Annotated in this window: 2 protein-coding genes; one reads left to right on the top strand and one right to left on the bottom strand. The window is 35.0% G+C overall.

What is annotated here, in order from left to right; genetic code table 11:
• Positions 1 to 336 precede the first annotated feature (336 nt).
• A complete protein-coding gene (locus AC061C_RS15650) occupies positions 337 to 1,698 on the top strand; it encodes a hydroxymethylglutaryl-CoA synthase family protein (RefSeq protein ID WP_478291943.1) in 1,362 nt (453 codons plus the stop codon).
• 74 nt (positions 1,699 to 1,772) lie between these two features.
• Here AC061C_RS15650 and AC061C_RS15645 read toward each other — a convergent pair.
• The coding region (locus AC061C_RS15645; protein WP_478291942.1) for a short-chain fatty acyl-CoA regulator family protein at positions 1,773 to 2,028 on the bottom strand (256 nt) is incomplete at its 5' end.

Raw genomic sequence — 2,028 nt, 5'->3', positions numbered from 1 at the left:
AAAAATAAGTCAATTAGACAGTAACTACAACCTTTTCGCTGTTATTTATAATGATTTTAAAGTGTTTTATGCAGAAAATCAAGAAATCCCTAATTAGCTTTCAAAAATATAAAAACCTCCTTAAAAACGATTAAACAAAAAAGAAAAAAACCTTAAATACCTCATCACGAAATTGACATAAACCAAGCTTTAATTAGCGCTTAAAATAGTAATTCAATAGTTTTTACTATGCTTTATTTCCAATTTAGTAAAAACGCAGATGAAGATAATTTTATATATTAAAAAATGATGGTTTCAGAGTTCTGCATTTATAACTTTACTCTTAAAATTTGAAGTATGAAAACCGGAATTGACGCAATAACTTTTGATGTAGCAAAAATACATTTACCGATACGCACATTGGCGAATGCCAGATCTATAGAACCCGTAAAATTAGAGAAAGGATTAGGGCTACTCAAAATGACATTGCCAGATGTTCACCAAGATGCTGTAGTTTTTGGCGCCAACGCATTAACTAAATTAATTGTAGATCACAATATTGATCTTACCGATATCGCCCGAATTTATGTTGGAACTGAAAGTGCTATAGACAGCTCTAAACCAATAAGCTCTTTTCTAGTAGCCTTGATGGAACAAAAATTTGGCGCAAATACTTTAGCCTCCTGTGATGTGGTCGATTTTACTTTTGCTTGCATTGCTGGCGTAGATGCCATGCAAAACTGTCTTGATTTTATACGGTTGAACCCCACGAAAAAAGCAATTGTTGTTGCAACCGATTTTGCTAAATACGATTTAAATTCTACTGGCGAATACACGCAAGGCGCAGGCGCACTAGCAATGTTGCTTACCGCCAATCCCAGAATTATTTCATTTGAAAACCATTGGGCAACCAGTACCAAAGGCGTTTTTGATTTCTTTAAACCGTACCGAACCCTTTCTAAAAAAGAAATCACTGGCAATGCAACAAATGAACCTTGGTTTGACAATCTAGAAAGTGAAATAGAAATCCATAAAGATCAACCCATATTTGATGGCCAATACTCCAATCAGTGTTATATGGACAGGACTAAAGATGCATATTTCTCCTTTAAGAAATTAAAAAACTCCAGCGAGACATTATATGATTCTTGGAAAAGTATTGTCATGCACTTGCCGTATGCCTATCAAGGACGACGTATGCTAACTGAAATTTATGCATTGGATGCTTCCAATGCAATTATTACAGGTACTGAAAATGCTGAGGAGTACCAAAATAAGTTGAGAGAAATCAGTAAATCTGGAACTTACAAATCGTTTGTAACTGAAAAATTAATGCCTGCGGAAATTGCTTCGTCCTTGATAGGAAATCTTTATACAGGATCTATTTTTATGGGCTTATTATCGACTTTAGCACATTTTAACAATACTCAAAAAGAAATAGCTGGAAGTACATTTGGTTTCTTAGCCTACGGAAGCGGATCAAAATCAAAAGTTTTCGAAGGAACCATTCAACAGGACTGGCAATTTGCCCTAAAAGACGTAAACCTCTTTGAGACCTTAGAAAAAAGCTTTGAAATAAACTTTGAAACCTATGAAAAACTGCATAAAAAAGAACAAAAAACCAGCGTTTGTAGCCCAAAAAACGAATGGATTTTGGATCGTATTGAGAGCGAAAACTCCAACTTACTAGGAGCTCGTTATTATAAGTGGGTGGAGTAATCAAAATACGATAAAAAAGTACCGACAATTTAAAAGGAAATTATTGGTACTTCTCTATTACATGTTATGTTTTACTAACTGTACTTCGCTACATACTGCTCCACGATTAATGCTGTGTTTTCGTTACGCATTTTTTGCTCTAAATGAATGGGTGGCGAGGCTCTCTCCAAACAATCCTTAACCGCACACGTCTCACAGGTAACACCTACAACTTGCTTTTGTAAGGAATTGTTCTCCATAAATTTAAATTTCTTTTTCATTCCAGGCGTAATCAAAATTCCAACCGAAATACTTCGAATGCAATTGGTTTTGAAAGGATCAGGTGTGGCG

This window comes from Flavobacterium sp. GNP010, assembly GCF_056428945.1.
Note: the sequence above shows the minus strand (reverse complement) of the source record. Positions and strands in the feature narration are given on the sequence as shown.

What these genes read in the sequence shown, in the direction of transcription:
- AC061C_RS15650 (WP_478291943.1), top strand. Translation starts at nt 337, where the DNA reads ATGAAAACCGGAATTGACGCAATAACTTTTGATGTAGCAAAAATACAT.